Below are 15,105 nucleotides of genomic sequence, written 5' to 3' on the forward strand. Positions count from 1 at the left end.
AGCAGATGCGCGATACCGGACACAGGGTCCGGCGCAGGATCGGAGGGGAAGATGCCGCTTCTCGTGATGAAATTCGGCGGCACCTCGGTGGCCGACCTCGACCGCATCGCCAATGCGGCCGCGAAGGTCAAGCGCGAGGTCGAGCGCGGCTATGATGTGATCGTGATCGTCTCGGCGATGTCGGGCAAGACGAACGAGCTTGTCGGCTGGGTCGAGGGCACATCGCCCCTTTACGATGCGCGCGAATATGATGCAGTCGTCGCCTCGGGCGAAAATGTCACCGCCGGGCTGATGGCGCTGCGGCTGCAGGAAATGGGCATTTCGGCGCGCAGCTGGCAGGGCTGGCAAGTGCCGATCAACACCACCTCGGCGCATGGCTCGGCGCGGTTCGTCTCGATCCCGCGCACCAATCTCGATGCGAAATTCGCCGAAGGGTTCAAGGTCGCGGTGGTGGCGGGCTTCCAGGGGATCTCGGCCGAGGGTCGGATCACCACGCTTGGCCGTGGCGGCTCGGATACGACCGCGGTGGCCTTTGCCGCCGCTTTCGGCGCGGAGCGCTGCGATATCTACACCGATGTGGACGGCGTCTATACCACCGACCCGCGCATCAGCTCGAAGGCGCGCAAGCTCGACAAGATCGCCTTCGAGGAAATGCTCGAACTGGCCTCGCTTGGCGCCAAGGTGCTGCAGACCCGCTCGGTGGAGCTGGCGATGCGCTACAATGTGCGGCTCAGGGTGCTTTCCTCCTTCGAGGACACCGACGGAAACTCTGGAACCCTTGTCTGCGGGGAGGATGAAATCATGGAATCGAAAGTCGTCTCGGGGGTCGCCTATTCGCGCGACGAGGCCAAGATCACCCTCTTCACCATCGAAGACCGGCCGGGCGTGGCGCAGGCGATCTTCGGGCCGCTCTCCGAAGCGGGCGTGAACGTCGACATGATTGTCCAGAACATCTCCGAAAAGGATTATGACGAGGCGCACCCCGGCGCGGTGACCGACATGACCTTCTCCTGCCCGATCAATCAGGTCGCCCGCGCGCAAAAAGCGCTCGAAGATGCGATGGCGGCGGGCAAGATCAAATATGACGATCTGATCATCGACACCGACGTTGCGAAGGTCTCCGTTGTCGGCATTGGCATGCGCTCGCAGGTGGGCGTTGCGGCGCGCACTTTCTCGGCGCTCGCCGCAGAAGGGATCAATATCAAGGTCATCTCAACCTCCGAGATCAAGATTTCCGTGCTGATCGACCGGAAATATATGGAACTGGCCGTGCAGGCCCTCCATGATGCGTTCGAGCTGGAGAAAACGGCCTGAGCTGAACGGGGTCGGGCCCGCGCCAGAAACTGCGGCAGAACACGGGGGCTGAGGAATGGTAGAGCGTCGCGAGAGTGACAGTCGCAGCCTGCTGCGCCGGTTGCGCGATACGCTGGCCACCCCGGGCGGCGGGCAGGACCGGCTCGACCACATCACCCATCTGATCGCGGATTCGCTGCGCGCGCATGTGTGCTCGATCTATCTGTTCCGCGACCCGGAAACGCTGGAACTCTGCGCCACCGAGGGGCTCAACCGCGAGGCCGTGCACCAGACCCGGATGCGGCTCGGCGAGGGGCTTGTGGGGCGGGTTGCCCGCACCGGCGTGCCGATCAACACCGGCGACGCCCCCTCCGAGCCCGGCTTCCGCTACATGCCCGAGACCGGTGAAGAGATCTATTCGAGCTTCCTTGGGGTGCCGATCCAGCGCGTGGGCGAAAAGCTCGGCGTGCTGGTCGTGCAGTCGCGCGAGGCGCGGGAGTTCCTCGAAGACGAGGTCTACGGGCTCGAAGTCGTCGCCATGGTGCTCGCCGAAATGACCGAGCTGGGCGCCTTCACCGGCGATCAGAACGGCATCGGCGCCACGCATCGGTTCCCGGTCATGTTCCGCGGCACTACCGGGCAGGAGGGCGCCGCCGAGGGCCGGGTGTGGCTGCACGAGCCGCGCGTCGTCGTGACGAACCCGGTGGGCGACGACCCCGAGGCCGAGAAGGTGCGGCTTGAGGAAGCTGTCGCCACGCTGCAGGCGCAGATCGACGAGATGCTGATCGGCTCGGCCGCGATGGACAAGGAGCAGCGGCAGGTTCTCGAAGCCTACAAGATGCTTGCCCATTCGCGCGGCTGGGTGCGGCGGATGTGCGAGGATATTGCGCTGGGTCTTTCTGCAGAAGCGGCGGTGGAAAAAGAACAATCGACCGCCCGCGCAAGGCTTGAACAATCGACCGATGCCTATCTGCGCGAGCGGCTTCACGACCTTGATGACCTCTCGAACCGGCTGTTGCGGCTTTTGACCGGGCAGGGGCAGGACACGGGCGCCGATCTGCCGGAGACCCCGGTTCTGGTGGCGCGCAACATCGGCCCGGCGGAGCTTCTCGATTACGGGCGGCGGCTGAAGGGGGTTGTGCTTGAAGAGGGCTCGGTCGGCAGCCATGCGGCGATCGTGGCGCGGGCGCTGGCCATTCCGCTCGTGATCCATGCGCACCGCATCACCAACGAGGCATTGAACGGCGATCCGATCCTCGTCGACGGCGATCAGGGCATCGTCCATTTGCGCCCCGAGGAAACCGTCGCCCATGCCTTCCGCGACAAGATCGCGATGCAGGCCGAAGCGCAGAAACGCTATGCCGATTTGCGTACGGTGGCCGCCGAGGACCGCTCGGGCCAGACCGTGCGTCTTATGATGAATGCCGGGCTCATGGCCGATCTGCCCTCGCTGAAAAGTTCGGGCGCCGATGGGGTGGGCCTGTTCCGCACCGAATTGCAATTCCTGATCCGTTCGCGCGTGCCGCGGCGTGGCGAGCTTGCCGCGCTCTACAAACGGGTGATCGACGCCGCGCAAGGCGCGCCGGTGCAGTTCCGCACGCTCGATATCGGCTCGGACAAGGTGCTGCCCTACATGAAGCCGCAAGAAGAGCCGAACCCGGCGATGGGCTGGCGCGCGATCCGCGTGGGCCTCGACAAGCCGGGCGTGCTTCGGATGCAGCTTCAGGCGTTGATCCGCGCCTCCGAAGGGCGTGAGCTGTCGATCATGTTCCCCTTCATCGCGGCGCCCGACGAGTTCCACACTGCCAAGGCGATGCTGCTGCGCGAGATCGACCGCGAGGCCGCGCTTGGTCACCGGGTTCCTTGCAGTCTGCGCGTGGGGGCGATGCTCGAGACGCCCTCGCTCGCCTTCGCCCCCGACAGCTTCTTTGCCGCCTGCGATTTCCTCTCGATCGGCGGCAATGATCTCAAGCAGTTCTTTTTCGCGGCCGACCGCGAGAACGAACGGGTACGGCGGCGCTACGACACGCTCGACGTGAGCTTCCTGAGTTTCATCGAGCTGATCGTGAAACGCTGCGCAGAAAATGACACGGCCCTGAGCTTCTGCGGCGAGGATGCGGGACGGCCGATCGAGGCGCTCACGTTCGCGGCCCTCGGTGTGCGCACGCTCTCGATGCGCCCGGCCTCGATCGGGCCGGTGAAGCATCTGATCCGCCGGTCTGATCTTGCCGCCTTGCGCGGGGTCATCGAAACGGCACGGGTGCGCGGGTCGCAATCGGTTCGCCATGCGGTGACGGCCTGCCTTGCCTGCCAATAACATCCAGCAATACCAGCCTATGGCCACCGCCCGTTCGGCGATGGCGTGGGCCGGCGTGAGCCGCGGACGCCAAAATCAGTGCTGCGCGCGCAGATTATGCAAGATGGCCCGGTTGGCGCACCAGTCGGGGGCAGAGCCCGCAGCCGGGTCATTGCCTGCCAGATAGGCCATGCAGCCATCGACCCCCTGGCATTCGCGGCACCGCGTGATCATGTCGGCGAAATCCGCCTGGGTCAGAAACCCGTCCCGCATCGCCTCGGAGAGATTCACTTCCATCCGGCGCGCCATTCCGCGCGTGATCCAGAAGTGCAGATCAACATTTCCCTGGATACCCATCACCTTCTCCTTCCGCGACATTCTCGGGCATGAGGTCTTCGGTCAGTTCTTCCTCGGTGATCTGACGGCGCAGCCGCGCCATCATCATCTTGTTGGTGCAATAGGAGGGCGCTTCGGCAACCGGGCGGGCATTCGGATCGGTGCCCGCCTCGGCATGCTCGGCGAGCCAGTGCATGCACTCGCCGGGGTCGGAACAATTGGTGCAGCGCACCACGGCCTCACGCCATTCCTCGCCGCTGATCTTGCCGCGGATCATCCGTTCCGTCAGGTTGATCCCCAGCACCTGCGCCATGCGGTTCATCAGGGCGGCGTGGCGATTGAGGGTTTTGCGTCCGTACATGGGCCATCCTTTGCCAAAGCTGCGCCATGCTGTAAATCAGGGCCGCCTTACGCCATGATTCAGATCAAGCCGACCCAGATCAGTGCCCTGCCGGGCGCTGGGGGGGGCGGTCGGGGCTCAACTCCCGCTTGCGCCTGCCGGAAGCGCAGGGGCGGCGGCGCGGGCGCGCAGTTCGGCTACGGTGCGCCGCACCAGGGCGATACGGTCGGCATTGGCGGGATGGCTGTCAAGAAAACCATGCCCCGGGTCGGGAATGCGCGTGAAGAACAGCGCGCCCCGCGCCGGATCATAGCCCGCATCCCAGGCGATGACCGCGCCGAGTTGGTCTGCCTCAAGCTCGTAATCCTGCGAGAAGCTGAGCGCGCCGACCTCTGCGCCGAAGCTTTCGGCGCGTGCGATCGTCGTTGCGTCGGCGCCCGAAGCGGCGGCCAGCGCCCCCATGATCCGCGCGCCGCGGTCTGCATCAGAGCTTTTCGCCTCCAGATGGCCGAGGATGTAATGCGCCGCCTCATGGCCCATCACGAAGGCGAGCTCGTCACGATTGCGGGCCTCGGCGATCAGCGCGAGATTGAAAGCGACAATGGGGCGGCCGCGGGCATCGATGGTTTGCAGCGCATTGGGCGTGGCATCGGCGCGGTCATCGACCATCACCTGATAGTCGCAATTGCGCCGCCCCCGGGTCCGGGCGCGGCATTCGGCCTCGATCCGCGGCTCCATGTCCTCCGCCACGGCTATGAAATTCGCCGCCGCCTCGCGCGCGTCGGGGCCCGGTTCGGTGGTGACGACGGGGGCGACCGAGGCGGGCATCGGCGTGCGCACGACAGCGCCGGGCGCGGTTCCGGGTACAGCGTCGCAGGCCGCGAGGCCGAGCGGCACGATCAGGCACATAAGCAGGTGGTGACGCAGCATTTTCAGCCTCGGGGAGATGGCGCGAGTGTAGCTGCCCGCCCGGCGGGTGCAACGGGCAAACGGGGGCCGCCAGAAATCTTTGCCCTTGCGCGACCGTTTTGCTGCGCTAGCATTGTGCCATGTTCACCATCGAGCACGAATTCGACGCCACTGTGATCACCCTCGTCGACGAGGGGGCCGATCCGCGCGACTATCTTCAGGAAGATATCACCATCCAGTCCTTCGAGGATTGTGTGGTGGTCGAGCAACTCGACGAGAATACCGAGATCGTGATGCGGGTCGTGTTCTCGCATGCGCAACTGCGTGAGCTCGCCGCGGCGCTCGATTTGCCCGAGGGGGTCTACCGGCTGCAGAGCCGCAAGTCGAAGGGCTGAGAATTCAAACGGGGCGAGAGGGGCGTGAGCCCCGGCAGATTTGGCCAGCCCGAAGGGGTCAGACCGCAATATTGTCGATCAGCCGCACCTCGCCGAGCCCCACTGCGGCAAGCATCCTTGCCGGTTCGGAAAGGCCGTCGAGCGGTTGCAGGGTCTCGGCATTGCGCAATTCGAGATAATCCCAGGGACCGAAGCCCGCGGCGCTGAGCGCCGCCTTTGCGGTGGCGAGGGCCTCGGCGACCGGCGTGCCCGCGCGAATCGCCGCGGCGGCGATCTGCATTTCGGCATGAAGCCGGGGCGCAGAGGCGCGTTCCTCCGTGCTCAGGCGCACATTGCGCGAAGACATCGCAAGCCCGTCATCCTCGCGGATCGTCGGGCAGCCGATGATGCGGATGGGGATATTGAGATCCTCGACCATCCGGCGCACCACCTGCAATTGCTGCCAGTCCTTCTCGCCGAAGAAGGCGCGCCCGGCCTGGGTCATGCCGAACAGCTTCGTCACCACGGTGGCCACACCATCGAAATGGCCCGGCCGGAACGCGCCTTCGAGCGGTTCCGAGATGCCCGAGACCGAGACCTTCGTGGCGAAACCTGCGGGATAGACCTCGGCCACGCCCGGGGCAAAGAGCACATCCACCCCTTCCTCGTCGAGCAGCGCCAGATCATGCGTCTCGTCGCGGGGGTATTTTTCCAGATCCTCGGGGTTGTTGAACTGCATCGGGTTGACGAAGATCGTCACGATCACCCGGTCAGACTGCTTGCGGGCGGCGCGCACAAGGCTCATGTGCCCGTCGTGCAGCGCGCCCATGGTCGGGACCACGCCCACCAGCATGCCCGAGCGCTTCCATGTTGCCACCTTCTCGCGCAATTCGGCGGAAGAGCGGATCACCTGGGTCATTTTTTCGCCTCATCGAAGAAGGAATGCTCGTCCGCCGGGAAGCTTTTCGCACGCACCTCGGCAGCATAGGCCGCGACCGCCTCGGCCGCGGTCGTGCCAAGTTCCGCATAGCGTTTGACGAATTTCGGTTTGAAATCGGAAAACAGGCCGAGCATGTCGTCGATCACCAGAACCTGGCCATCGCAGTCGACCCCGGCGCCGATGCCGATCGTCGGGATCTCGATGGCGCGCGAGATCTCGCCCGCGAGCCGCGCCGGGATCTTTTCGATCACCACCGAGAAGGCGCCCGCCCCGGCGACGGCCTGCGCATCGGCCATCAGCCGTGCCGCATCCGCGCCCTTGCCCTGCACCTTGTAGCCGCCGAGCGTGTTGACCGATTGTGGCGTGAGCCCGATATGCGCCATCACCGGGATGCCGCGGGCCACCAGAAACGCGATGGTCGCCGCCATATGTACGCCGCCCTCGAGCTTCACCGCGCCGGCGCCGGTTTCCGCGAGGATCCGGGCGGCATTGCGGAACGCCTGCGCCGGGCTTTCCTCGTAGCTGCCAAAGGGCATGTCGATCACCACAAGCGCGCGGTCCGAGCCGCGCATCACCGCCTGACCGTGCAGGATCATCATGTCCATCGTCACGCTCAGCGTCGAGGACAGGCCGTGCAGTACCATGCCGACCGAATCGCCCACCAGAAGCACATCGCAGGCCGGATCGGCGAGTTTCGCGATGGGCGTGGTATAGGCGGTCAGCACCACCACCGGCGCCGCGCCTTTCTGGGCACGAATATCCGACGGCATCAGCCGTTTCAGGCTTGCGGTTGCGCTCATGGAACCCTCCCTTTCCTTGCCGCAGCCATAGCCCTTCTGGGGGGCGAATGCAAAGCGCGAACGCTGCGGCGCAGCGCAAGGGCGCCTCGCCGCCCGGGCAGGGCGGAGCGACAAGATGGGCTCAGTTGCTGCCGCGGGCCTCGGCGGAGGCGACGGCGGCAGCATGTTGCTGCGCCTCGAGAATTGCGGGATCGGTGATCTGACCGGCTTGCCAGGCGGCCTCGTCGGCGGCGATCAGCTCCACCGCCGCCTCGGGCACCACATAGCCCGTGTGCAGCTCATGCACCGGTCCCTCAAGCTCAAGGCTCTCGGCGCGCGAGCGCACCTTGACCCGGGTGCCGAGCGGTGCCTCGTCGAACATGTCGATGATGTCCTGGTTGAAAAGCCGGATGCAGCCGGCCGAGGTGGCCTTGCCGATCGAGGAGGGATCCATTGTGCCGTGGATGCGGTAATAGGTGTCGTGCCCGTTGCGATAGAGATAGAGCGCGCGCGCGCCGAGCGGATTGTCGAGCCCGCCCTTGAGCCCGCCTGCGAGCGGGCCGTAAAGCGCGGGATCGTGGCGCACCATATTCGCGGTGGGCTGCCAGTAGGGATAGTCTTCCTTGCGGCCAACGATGGCATTGCCCGAGAAACCCTTGCCCGCCTTGCCCACGGCGATGCCGAAGCGCATTGCCCGGCCCGGCTCGACGACGTGATAAAGGAGCCGCGCATAGGGATCGATGACGATCGTGTCCTTGCCCTCGGGGCCGGTGTAATCCACCCAGCGGCGCCGGTTGCGCTCGTTCAGATAGGCCGGGTTCACCGGAGGCACGACGCGGTCACCGTCGGGCCGGGCCTGATATTCCGGCGGGACGGCGGAAGAGGAGGATTGTCCGGCGGGAGTCATGGGGGCGGGGGCGCAGCCGGCGAGCAGCGCGGCGACAACCAGCCCGGCAAGGGGCGCGCGGAAATGGATCGAGGAACGGAACAAGGGCAGCACCTGTAGACTTGAGCGAATCCCCTCGCAGCGGGGCGATTGCCCCTAGCTCGCCGGGGCAGTGGTGCAAGGTCAACCCCCGGCCCCCCCGAAACCGCGAAAACCGCTCAGAAAATCCGCAGGCGCCGGGTTTTGGCGCGCCCTGGCGGCACCCGAGCGGCGGGGGCGCATGTGGCGCCCCCGTGCAGGGTCAGCCGACCACGTTGAAGCCAGGGCCATAGGGATATTGGGTGATGTTCTCGGCGCCCTCCTCGCCAATCACCAGAATGTCGTGCTCGCGGTAGCCGCCCGCGCCGGGCAGGCCCATGGGCAGCGTCAACATCGGCTCCATCGAGATCACCATGCCCGGTTCGAGCACCGTCTCGATATCCTCGCGCAGCTCCAGCCCCGCCTCGCGGCCATAATAATGCGAGAGCACGCCGAAACTGTGGCCATAGCCGAAGGTGCGGTATTGCAAGAGATCGCGCTCGGCGAAGAAGGCGTTGATCTGTTGGGTAATCTCATCGCAGCGCGCGCCGGGCACAAGCAGGCTCATGCCATATTCATGCGCGGCCACGTTCGACTCCCAGATCTTCAGGCTCGCGGCGTCCACCTCGCCCACAAAGAGGGTGCGCTCAAGCGCGGTGTAATAGCCCGAGATCATCGGGAAGCAGTTCAGGCTGAGAATATCGCCGCGTTTGAGCACCCGCCCCGTGACCGGGTTATGCGCGCCATCGGTGTTGAGCCCGGACTGGAACCAGACCCAGGTGTCGCGATACTCCGCCTCGGGGAAGCGCTTGGCGATCTCCGCTTCCATCGCATCGCGCCCGGCCATCGCCACGTCGATCTCGCGCAGGCCCTCCTTGATCGTGTCGCGGATCGCATGGCCGCCGATATCGGCGACGGCCGCGCCATGGCAGATCAGCGCGATCTCGGCGGGGGATTTGACCATGCGCTGCGCCATTGTGGCGGGCGCGACGTCGAGCCCGCGCTTGGGCTTGAGGAAATGGGAGAATTTGTCGGCATTGACCATGGTGAGGTGGTCCGCCTCGCAGCCCACCGCTTTGCCGGTGCCAATCACATGGGCCACCGCGCGCCAGAAATTGTCGCGCGCCCAATCCGTATAAGTGAGCGCCTCGCCGTGGCAGCGCCGCCAGGGCTGGCCCGCGTCGATCCCCGCCGAGATCACCACCGAGCGGTCTTTGGTGACCACAAGCCCATAGGGGCGACCGAAGGAGCAATAGAGAAACCCGGAGTAATAGGCGATGTTGTGCATCGAGGTGAGCAGCACCGCATCGAGGCTGTGCATCTCGATGATGTCGCGCAGCCCCGCAAGGCGCGCCTCATATTCCTCTGGGGCGAAGGGCAGGGGGGCCTTGAGGCCGTTTTCGCAGGTGTAGAATTCGGGTCTTTGCATGGTCTGTCCTCTGGGCCCGCGGGCCCGGATAGGCCCCGGCGTTCAGGACGAAGCGCGGGGGCCTTCCTCGCGCAAGCATCGGACGGAACTCCGTCCTGCGGCGACGCCATCGCCACGGCTCGGGGGAGAGAATGGCAAAAGGGTAGAGAGCTGGCAAGGGGCGGAACGTCGGCCTTGCGGAAAAGGAGAGGGCAATCGCATGGCCACGGCGCGGGCCGTGGCCATGAGACCTTTATCCAGCCGCGCGCCGTTTTGCCTCGGCGGCCTTCATCGCTTCGTCCGAGGGCGCGATGAGCGTGTAGAACATCGGCACCACGAAGAGCGTGAACATCGTCCCGATCAGGAGGCCCGAGAACATCACGATCCCCATCGCCTCGCGCGCCGCCGCCCCCGCGCCCTTGGCAAGCACGAGCGGCACCACCGCGAGCGCCATCGCCGCCGTGGTCATCAGGATCGGGCGGAGCCGGGTTTTGGCCGCCGCCACAATCGCCTCGCGCCGCCCGAGTCCGTGGCTCTCGCGGCTCTGGTTGGCAAATTCCACCATCAGGATGCCATGCTTGGTGATCAGCCCGATCAGCGTGATCAGCCCCACCTGACTGTAGATGTTGAGCGTGCCGAGCCCGAGGTTAAGCGGCAGCACCGCGCCAAAGATCGTCAGCGGCACCGCCATCAGGATGATGAACGGGTCGCGGAAGCTTTCGAATTGCGCCGCGAGCACGAGGTAGATCACCAGCACCGCCGCGCCAAAGGCGATCATCAGCGTGTTGCCCTGCGTCTGCTCAAGCCGCGACTGGCCCGAGAAATCGAGGAAGAAGCCTTCCGGCATCACCTCGTTGGCGATGCGGATGATCTCTGCCAGCCCGTCGCCCGAGGATTGACCGGGGATCGGCAGCGCCGACACGGTCGCGGAGTTGAGCTGGTTGAACTGCTCGATCGAGGCCGCCATCGAGCTCGATTGCATCGTAACCACCGAGGAGAGCGGCACCATCTCGCCACTTGTCGCGCGCACGAAATAGCGCCCCAGATCCTCGGACGTGCCGCGGGTGTCGCGCGGCACCTGCAAGATGATGTCATAGCTGTTTGAATCGCGGTCGAACTGCGCCACCGAGGCGCCACCGACCATCAGCCCGAGCGTGGTGGCAATGTCCGATACCGGCACGCCGAGGGCCGCGGCGCGGTCGCGGTCGATCGTCACCACCACTTCGGGCGCGTCGAAGGTCAGCGAGTTCTGCACGAAGATGAACTTGTGCGTCGCCGTCGCGCGGCGGCGGATCTCTTCGGAGACTTCGGCCACCCGGTCTGCACCATGGATCGACTGCACCACGACCGAGATCGGCAGCCCGCCACCGGCCCCCGGCAGGGTGGGGGGGGCGAAGGCGAAGCCCTGCACCCCGGTCGAGGCGTCGATGCCTTTCTGGATGTCGGTCTGAACCTCTTTCTGGCTGCGGTCGCGGTCGGCCCAGTCCTTGAGCGCCCAGATATAGATCCCCATGCTGTCCGATCCGCCGAACCCGGCGATCGAGAACGAGGTTTTCACCTCCGGGATCTCGGCGGTCTGCTGCCCGAGCGCATCAACGTAATGTGCGGTATAATCCGAGGTCGCATAGCGCGGCCCTTGCAGCATGGCGATCACCGCGCCCTGATCCTCTTCGGGGGCGAGCTCGGTCTGGGTGTGCCGGAACATGAAGCCCATCGTGCCGATCAGCACCACGACGATCAGGAGCGTCACCGGGCGATAGTCGAGCGAGCTTGACACGCGCCGTTCATACCAGCCCGCGAAGCGCTCGAAGCTGCGGTCCACAAAGGCGGCAAAGCCGGTCGCATGCCCCGATTTGAGCACCCGCCCCGCCATCGTCGGGGTGATGGTGAGCGCAATGATCCCCGAGAGGATCACCGAGCCCGCCAGCGTGAAGGCAAATTCGGTAAAAAGCGCTCCGGTGAGACCTGCGGTGAAGGCAAGGGGCGCCAGCACCGCGGCGAGCGTGATCGTCATCGCCACCACGGCGCCGGTGATCTCTTTCATCCCCTGCACCGCGGCCGGAAGCGGTTTCATCCCGTCTTCGATGTGGCGGTGGATGTTTTCCACCACCACGATCGCATCGTCGACGACGAGCCCGATCGCCAGCACCATGGCCAGAAGCGTGAGCAGGTTGATCGAATAGCCAAGCGCCATCAGCACCGCCATCACGCCGATCAGCGACAGCGGAATGGTGACGATGGGCATCACCACCGAGCGGAGCGAGCCGAGGAACAGCAAGATCACCACCACCACGATGGCGACGGCCTCGGCGATGGTCTTGAACACCTCGTCGATGGAGGCCGAGATCTGCTCGGTCGTGTCATAGACAAGGTCGATCGACATGCCCTCGGGCAGGGTCGCGGCGATGGCGGGGAGCTCCTTGCGCACGGCGGCGGCAGTGGAGAGCGGGTTCGCCGAGGGCGTGGGCGAGAGGCCGATGAAGGTGCCGCGCGCGCCGTCGAAAGTGACGATCTCGCCCGCCTCGTCGGAGGCGAGTTCGACCCGCGCGAGATCGCGCAGCCGCACCACCTGATCCCCCTCGGCTCGGATCGGCAGGGCGCCGAAGGCCTCGGGCGTCTGCAGCGTCGATTTGAGCGTGATCGCGCGGGTGACATATTCGTTCTCGGTCTTGCCCGGCGCGGCAAGGAAGTTCGAGGCGTTGATCGCGGCGAGCACCTCGGCGGCGGTGACATTGCGCGCCGCCATCTTCAGCGGATCGAGCCAGACCCGCATCGCATAGGTCGAGGCGCCGATCAGCTGCACCTCGGCAATGCCCGGAATCGTCGACATCCGCGGCTTGATCACCCGCTCAAGATATTCGGTGAGCTGCTCGGCGGTCATGTTGGGGTTCTGCACCGCCAGATACATGAGCGCGAAGGTCATCCCGGTGCCCTTGACGATCACTGGATCTTCCGCGTCGGAGGGCAGCTCGCCGCGCACCTGCTGCACCTTGGAGAGCACCTCGGTCAGCGCCGTGTCCGGGTTTGAGCCGAGCCGCATGTTGACGGAGACCGTCGAGACCGAAGGCATCGAGGAGGAGGTGACATAGTCGATCCCCTCGGTGGTGGCGACGGCGGCGGCGATGGGCGCGGTGATGAAGCCCTGAATGAGATCCGGCGCGGCGCCCGCATAGGTGGTGGTGATCGTCACCACCGTCTCGTCAACCTTGGGATATTCGCGCACCGGCAGGTTGAAATAGGCCTGGATGCCCAAGAGCAGCATGAAGGCGCCAAGAACGGTGGAAAGCACCGGGCGGCGGATGAAAAGCTCGGAGAAATGCATCCCGGTCCCCTCAGTTCGCCGCCGCGGCGGCAGGATCGAGGCTGAGGCTGTTGTCGATCGTCACCGGGGCGCCCGAGGTCAGCTTGTTCTGCCCCGCATTCACCACCCGGTCGCCGACCGCGAGCCCTTCGCGGATCTCCAGCCTGTCTCCGGCGCTGCGCCCGATCTTGACGAAGACCTGCTTGACCTGAAGCTCCGGTTCCTGCGCCCCCTCGGGCGTCGTCTCGCGCACGACAAAGACGCTGTCGCCATAAAGGCTCGCCTGCACCACCGTTTGCGGCAGGGCGATCACGTTCTCCTCGGCTGGCAGCGCCACTTTTACATGCAGGAACTGCCCGGGGGTGAGCTGCCCCTCGGCATCGGGCACCGTGGCGCGCATGGTCACGAGGCGCGAATTGGGGTCGATTTTCGGCTCGATGCCGGTGATCGTGCCGCTGAGCGCGACATCTTCCGCCTCGGAGGCAAGCGTGACAGCCATCTGCGGATGCACCTGCGCCGCCTGTTGCTCGGTCAGCGCGAAATCGACCCGCATATGGGCGCGGTCCTGAAGCGTGGCGAAGGTCGTGCCAGCCGCCACATAGGCGCCGGTCTCGATCTGCGGAATGCCGATCACCCCGTCGAAGGGCGCGGTGAGCACCTTGGTCGAGAGGCTCGCCTCGATCTTCGCCACGCTCGCGCGCGCCTCGGCCTCGGCGGCTTGCGCCTCGTCGAGCGTCGAGGTGGCCGAGACGCCGCGGGCGCGCAGCTCGCGCGCGCGCTTGAGCGTCACTTCGGCCAGATCGAGCGCCGCCTTGGCCGAGGCGAGATCGGCGCGTTCCTCGCGGTCGTCGATCTGTACCAGAACCTGTCCCTTGCGGACCGTGTCATTCGCCTTGAAGCGGATCTCGCGCACGATCCCTGAAGCTTCCACCGCAAGGTCTGTGCCGCGCATCGCGGCGGCAGTGCCGATCGCCTCGATCTCGGGCGTCCATGTGCTTGCCGCGACCGTACTCACTGAAACCGGCACCGCCGGGGCTTTCATGTTGGCGAAGATCGTCTTCATCAACTGGCCGATGAAGAGATTGTAGCCGATGATACCACCGGCCACGATGACGAGGGCGACGATGGCGATGAGCAGGCGTTTGATCATGGAGTGCTCCGATACATTTCCGGTCGGGCCGCGGCGCAGCCCTCCCCGCCCGGGAGAGGCCCCCGGGACGATGCTTGCCGCAACATGTGGGTGCAGGGCCGGAAACACAAGGTCGCGCGCCATGTCCTTTGCGCAGCGTTGCACATAAACCCCGCCGCCAACTCCCCGTAAACCCTGTTGCCGGGGCGGCCCCGGCGACGGGAGGGCGCATCTTAACGCTTTGTTAACCAGGGCGCCGGACACTTGGGGCCTCTACCGCGGCGAGATGCCCCGAGATGCCCGAGGGAGGCCCCGATGCGGTTTGCCGTTCTTATGCCCCTGACGGTTGCGCTTCTGTGCGGCTGCGCCGCCTCGCCCGCACCGGTGTTTTTCGGCGCCGCACGGCAGGAGGTCATGCTCGAGGGCTATCGCTTCGCGGTCTATCTCAAGGAGGGTCGTGCCGAGGTGGTGCGGCTGGGCTACCTGCCTCGCGCGGCGCGCGACCGGGTGCCCGCGCTGATGGTGCGCGCTGCCGAAACGGCCTCGGGCTGCAGGGTTCGCGGCCCGGCGCGCGGGATCTGGCGCTCCCCCTCCTTGCCCGGCGACACCGGCGAGGCGCGTTTCGAGCTGGAGTGCCGGGCGGCCGGATGACGGCATGCGGCATTGCGCCGCGCCTAGGCAAAGGGTCGCAAGGCGTGCGACATGACCCAGATCAATTTTCCGCCCCGCAAAAGATGCTTGAAATTTGCATGAAACGCGTTGCACCGGAGGCTCTCATGACTCGTCTTTTCGGCATCATCTATGCCCTCGCCGGCCCCACTCTCGCCGGTATCCTGATCACTGCGGCGCTGACCATGAACATGTTCAATACGAAAGCGATGATGATCGCTGCGGCGATCGGCTTCGTCGTCGCGCTCCCGATCGCCTGGGTGGTCGCGAGACATATGTGGACACCCCCTTCGTCAAGTCTTTCCTCAAAGCGCGTCGAATCCGGTTGGGTGCTTGCATATGTCCGGCCTCGTAGTGCGGCCGGTTG

At 65.7% G+C, this 15,105-nt stretch carries 14 protein-coding genes; 5 read left to right on the forward strand and 9 right to left on the reverse strand.

From position 1 onward, the window contains the following. Positions 1-51: 51 nt before the first annotated feature. Both CRO22_RS15380 and ptsP read left to right on the forward strand, forming a co-directional pair. The gene (locus CRO22_RS15380; protein WP_097071048.1) at positions 52-1,314 is read left to right on the forward strand and encodes an aspartate kinase; all 1,263 of its coding nucleotides are present in this window, start codon (positions 52-54) and stop codon (positions 1,312-1,314) included. A gap of 55 nt (positions 1,315-1,369) precedes the next feature. Beyond that, positions 1,370-3,610: a phosphoenolpyruvate--protein phosphotransferase gene (ptsP, locus tag CRO22_RS15385; RefSeq protein WP_097071049.1), complete on the forward strand. Its 2,241-nt coding sequence runs from the start codon at positions 1,370-1,372 to the stop codon at positions 3,608-3,610. A gap of 75 nt (positions 3,611-3,685) precedes the next feature. Here ptsP and CRO22_RS15390 read toward each other — a convergent pair whose 3' ends face one another. The 3 genes from CRO22_RS15390 to CRO22_RS15400 form a co-directional block, all read right to left on the reverse strand. Further along, positions 3,686-3,946 carry a DUF6455 family protein gene (locus tag CRO22_RS15390; protein ID WP_097071050.1) on the reverse strand — a complete coding sequence of 87 codons (261 nt, stop codon included), beginning with the start codon at positions 3,944-3,946 and terminating at the stop codon, positions 3,686-3,688. Further along, positions 3,924-4,286 carry a DUF6455 family protein gene (locus tag CRO22_RS15395; protein WP_097071051.1) on the reverse strand — a complete coding sequence of 121 codons (363 nt, stop codon included), beginning with the start codon at positions 4,284-4,286 and terminating at the stop codon, positions 3,924-3,926. The genes CRO22_RS15390 and CRO22_RS15395 overlap by 23 nt, the downstream gene beginning before the upstream one ends. A gap of 117 nt (positions 4,287-4,403) precedes the next feature. Further along, the gene (locus CRO22_RS15400) at positions 4,404-5,195 is read right to left on the reverse strand and encodes a M48 family metallopeptidase (protein WP_245860999.1); all 792 of its coding nucleotides are present in this window, start codon (positions 5,193-5,195) and stop codon (positions 4,404-4,406) included. Positions 5,196-5,314: 119 nt separating this feature from the next. On the opposite strand from CRO22_RS15400, the gene CRO22_RS15405 reads away from it, so the two are divergent. Continuing rightward, the gene (locus tag CRO22_RS15405; RefSeq protein ID WP_097071053.1) at positions 5,315-5,569 is read left to right on the forward strand and encodes a hypothetical protein; all 255 of its coding nucleotides are present in this window, start codon (positions 5,315-5,317) and stop codon (positions 5,567-5,569) included. Between the two features lie 58 nt (positions 5,570-5,627). On the opposite strand, the gene panC is transcribed toward CRO22_RS15405, so the two are convergent. The 6 genes from panC to CRO22_RS15435 all read right to left on the reverse strand — a co-directional run bounded on the left by panC (position 5,628) and on the right by CRO22_RS15435 (position 14,090). Continuing rightward, entirely contained in the window at positions 5,628-6,467 is an 840-nt protein-coding gene (panC, locus tag CRO22_RS15410) for a pantoate--beta-alanine ligase (protein ID WP_097071054.1), read from the reverse strand. After that, positions 6,464-7,288, reverse strand: a complete 825-nt coding sequence (panB, locus tag CRO22_RS15415) for a 3-methyl-2-oxobutanoate hydroxymethyltransferase (RefSeq protein WP_097071055.1) — start codon at positions 7,286-7,288, stop codon at positions 6,464-6,466. Before panB ends, panC begins: the two co-directional genes overlap by 4 nt. A gap of 121 nt (positions 7,289-7,409) precedes the next feature. Beyond that, positions 7,410-8,258, reverse strand: a complete 849-nt coding sequence (locus CRO22_RS15420) for a L,D-transpeptidase (protein WP_245861000.1) — start codon at positions 8,256-8,258, stop codon at positions 7,410-7,412. A 196-nt stretch (positions 8,259-8,454) separates the two neighbouring features. Next, positions 8,455-9,660 (reverse strand): aminopeptidase P family protein, encoded by a 1,206-nt coding sequence (locus CRO22_RS15425; RefSeq protein WP_097071056.1) that lies wholly within the window; start codon positions 9,658-9,660, stop codon positions 8,455-8,457. Positions 9,661-9,892: 232 nt separating this feature from the next. Next, positions 9,893-12,961: an efflux RND transporter permease subunit gene (locus CRO22_RS15430; protein ID WP_097071057.1), complete on the reverse strand. Its 3,069-nt coding sequence runs from the start codon at positions 12,959-12,961 to the stop codon at positions 9,893-9,895. Between the two features lie 10 nt (positions 12,962-12,971). After that, the gene (locus CRO22_RS15435; protein WP_097071063.1) at positions 12,972-14,090 is read right to left on the reverse strand and encodes an efflux RND transporter periplasmic adaptor subunit; all 1,119 of its coding nucleotides are present in this window, start codon (positions 14,088-14,090) and stop codon (positions 12,972-12,974) included. A gap of 294 nt (positions 14,091-14,384) precedes the next feature. On the opposite strand from CRO22_RS15435, the gene CRO22_RS15440 reads away from it, so the two are divergent. After that, positions 14,385-14,720, forward strand: a complete 336-nt coding sequence (locus CRO22_RS15440) for a hypothetical protein (protein WP_097071058.1) — start codon at positions 14,385-14,387, stop codon at positions 14,718-14,720. A gap of 125 nt (positions 14,721-14,845) precedes the next feature. After that, positions 14,846-15,105, forward strand: a 260-nt coding sequence (locus CRO22_RS15445; RefSeq protein ID WP_176518662.1) for a hypothetical protein, incomplete at its 3' end; no start/stop codon positions are given.

This window comes from Rhodobacter maris (assembly GCF_900217815.1).
Taxonomy (GTDB): Bacteria; Pseudomonadota; Alphaproteobacteria; order Rhodobacterales; family Rhodobacteraceae; genus Rhodobacter; species Rhodobacter maris.

Excerpts from the sequence above, each read along its gene's own strand:
- CRO22_RS15425 (WP_097071056.1), bottom strand. The coding sequence starts at position 9,660 with ATGCAAAGACCCGAATTCTACACCTGCGAAAACGGCCTCAAGGCCCCC.
- CRO22_RS15430 (WP_097071057.1), bottom strand. The coding sequence starts at position 12,961 with ATGCATTTCTCCGAGCTTTTCATCCGCCGCCCGGTGCTTTCCACCGTT.
- CRO22_RS15390 (WP_097071050.1), bottom strand. The coding sequence starts at position 3,946 with ATGGGTATCCAGGGAAATGTTGATCTGCACTTCTGGATCACGCGCGGA.
- CRO22_RS15395 (WP_097071051.1), bottom strand. The coding sequence starts at position 4,286 with ATGTACGGACGCAAAACCCTCAATCGCCACGCCGCCCTGATGAACCGC.
- CRO22_RS15380 (WP_097071048.1), top strand. The coding sequence starts at position 52 with ATGCCGCTTCTCGTGATGAAATTCGGCGGCACCTCGGTGGCCGACCTC.
- CRO22_RS15400 (WP_245860999.1), bottom strand. The coding sequence starts at position 5,195 with ATGCTGCGTCACCACCTGCTTATGTGCCTGATCGTGCCGCTCGGCCTC.
- CRO22_RS15435 (WP_097071063.1), bottom strand. The coding sequence starts at position 14,090 with ATGATCAAACGCCTGCTCATCGCCATCGTCGCCCTCGTCATCGTGGCC.
- panB (WP_097071055.1), bottom strand. The coding sequence starts at position 7,288 with ATGAGCGCAACCGCAAGCCTGAAACGGCTGATGCCGTCGGATATTCGT.
- CRO22_RS15440 (WP_097071058.1), top strand. The coding sequence starts at position 14,385 with ATGCGGTTTGCCGTTCTTATGCCCCTGACGGTTGCGCTTCTGTGCGGC.
- panC (WP_097071054.1), bottom strand. The coding sequence starts at position 6,467 with ATGACCCAGGTGATCCGCTCTTCCGCCGAATTGCGCGAGAAGGTGGCA.
- CRO22_RS15405 (WP_097071053.1), top strand. The coding sequence starts at position 5,315 with ATGTTCACCATCGAGCACGAATTCGACGCCACTGTGATCACCCTCGTC.
- ptsP (WP_097071049.1), top strand. The coding sequence starts at position 1,370 with ATGGTAGAGCGTCGCGAGAGTGACAGTCGCAGCCTGCTGCGCCGGTTG.